The sequence below is a fragment of the Streptomyces flavofungini genome (assembly GCF_041028215.1).
Classification (GTDB): Bacteria; Actinomycetota; Actinomycetes; order Streptomycetales; family Streptomycetaceae; genus Streptomyces; species Streptomyces flavofungini_B.
The window spans coordinates 1-1,481 of the sequence record NZ_JASKYR010001295.1; the positions used below are offsets into that span (position 1 = coordinate 1).

A 1,481-nucleotide genomic window follows, 5' to 3' on the forward strand; every position below is an offset into this window, starting at 1 on the left:
GGCTCGCTGTACCCCTGGCACCACAGCACTTCCCCCCGGGCGATCCCGGGCAGGAACTCGTCGCACAGCTCGCGGCTCCCGTGCGCCAGCAGCGTCGGCGCGAGCAGGTTCTCGCCGATGTGCCCGTACCGTCCGGGGGCACGCGCGCGTGCGTACTCCTCCGCCCAGACGACCTGCTGAGTGAGGGTGGCCCTCCGGTTCCCGTAGGCGTCCGACAGGCCCGTGTCCCACCCGAGGCCGATCCAGCCGCCACGGCCGAGCTCGCGCTCCCAGGCGCGGCGTGCCGCGCCGCCCTCGTGCTCGCTGCCGGGCCCGCCGCTGCCCAGGGCGCGGGCGTAGTCGCCGGTGAGATGCTCGGCGAGCCAGGACCGGACCTCCGTCCGGAACCGCTCGTCCTCGGGGCCGAAGGCGAAGTCCATGTCCGGGCCCCGGCCTAGGCGTTCGGGAGCGTTTTACCGGCCGCCGCGTCCGCCGCCGCCTCCGCCATGTCCTCCAGTCGCGCGAGGAGCGGCATCGGGTCGGTGCCGACCGTCCCCGGCAGGAAGTCCGCGATCCTCTCCGGGGTCCAGGCCCCCTCCGCGTACCCGGCGCGCAGCTCGCGCGGCTGCGCCCATACGGCGATCTTGGGTCCGGCGATCGTGTAGACCTGCCCGGTGATCTTCTCCGCGCGGGCCCGGTCGCTCAGGAGGTAGGTGACGAGCGCGGCGACGTCCTCCGGCTCCCCGATCTCCTTGAGCTCCATGGGGACGTTCGCCGACATCCGCGTACGGGCCACGGGGGCCACGGCGTTGGCGGTCACCCCGTACTTGTGGAGACCCAGCGCCGCGCTGCGCACCAGCGAGATGATGCCGCCCTTGGCGGCGCTGTAGTTGGCCTGCGCGACCGATCCCTGGTGGTTGCCGCTGGTGAAGCCGATGAGGGTGCCGGAGCCCTGCTTGCGCATGACCGCCGACGCCGCGCGGAAGACCGTGAACGTGCCCTTCAGGTGGGTGGCGACGACCGGGTCCCACTCCTCCTCGGACATGTTGAAGAGCATCCGCTCACGCAGGATGCCCGCGACGCACACGACGCCGTCGAGACGCCCGTACTCGGCGAGCGCGACGTCGACGACGCGCCCGCCGCCCGCCATGGTGGAGATGTCGTCGGCGACGGCGACGGCCTCGCCGCCCGCGGCCCGGACCTCCTTGACCACGGCGTCGGCGACCTCGCTGGCCGGCTCGCCGCCCGCCATGGAGACGCCGTAGTCGTTGACGACGACGGGCGAGGGCGACGGCCCTGCCGATGCCGCGCCCGGCGCCGGTCACGGCCACCACCTTGCCTGCCAAGAAGTTCCCCACGCCCGACCCCTTCCCGCGGTTTCTGACGGACCGTTAGATTCTATGACCCGTCAGATACGGAAAGACAAGCCCCGGGGAGCACCCATGTCAGTTCCGGACACCCCCACGCCCCCAGTTGTTGACGCGTTCGGCGATGTCGTGGAA

General features: G+C 72.4%; 1 protein-coding gene and 1 pseudogene. Both read right to left on the bottom strand.

Annotated features, from left to right (window positions below):
• Window positions 1-419, bottom strand: a 419-nt coding sequence (locus tag AB8Z36_RS40550; RefSeq protein ID WP_369218351.1) for an acyl-CoA dehydrogenase family protein, incomplete at its 3' end; no start/stop codon positions are given.
• Between the two features lie 14 nt (window positions 420-433).
• Window positions 434-1,337: pseudogene (locus AB8Z36_RS40555) on the bottom strand (SDR family NAD(P)-dependent oxidoreductase).
• Window positions 1,338-1,481 lie beyond the last annotated feature (144 nt).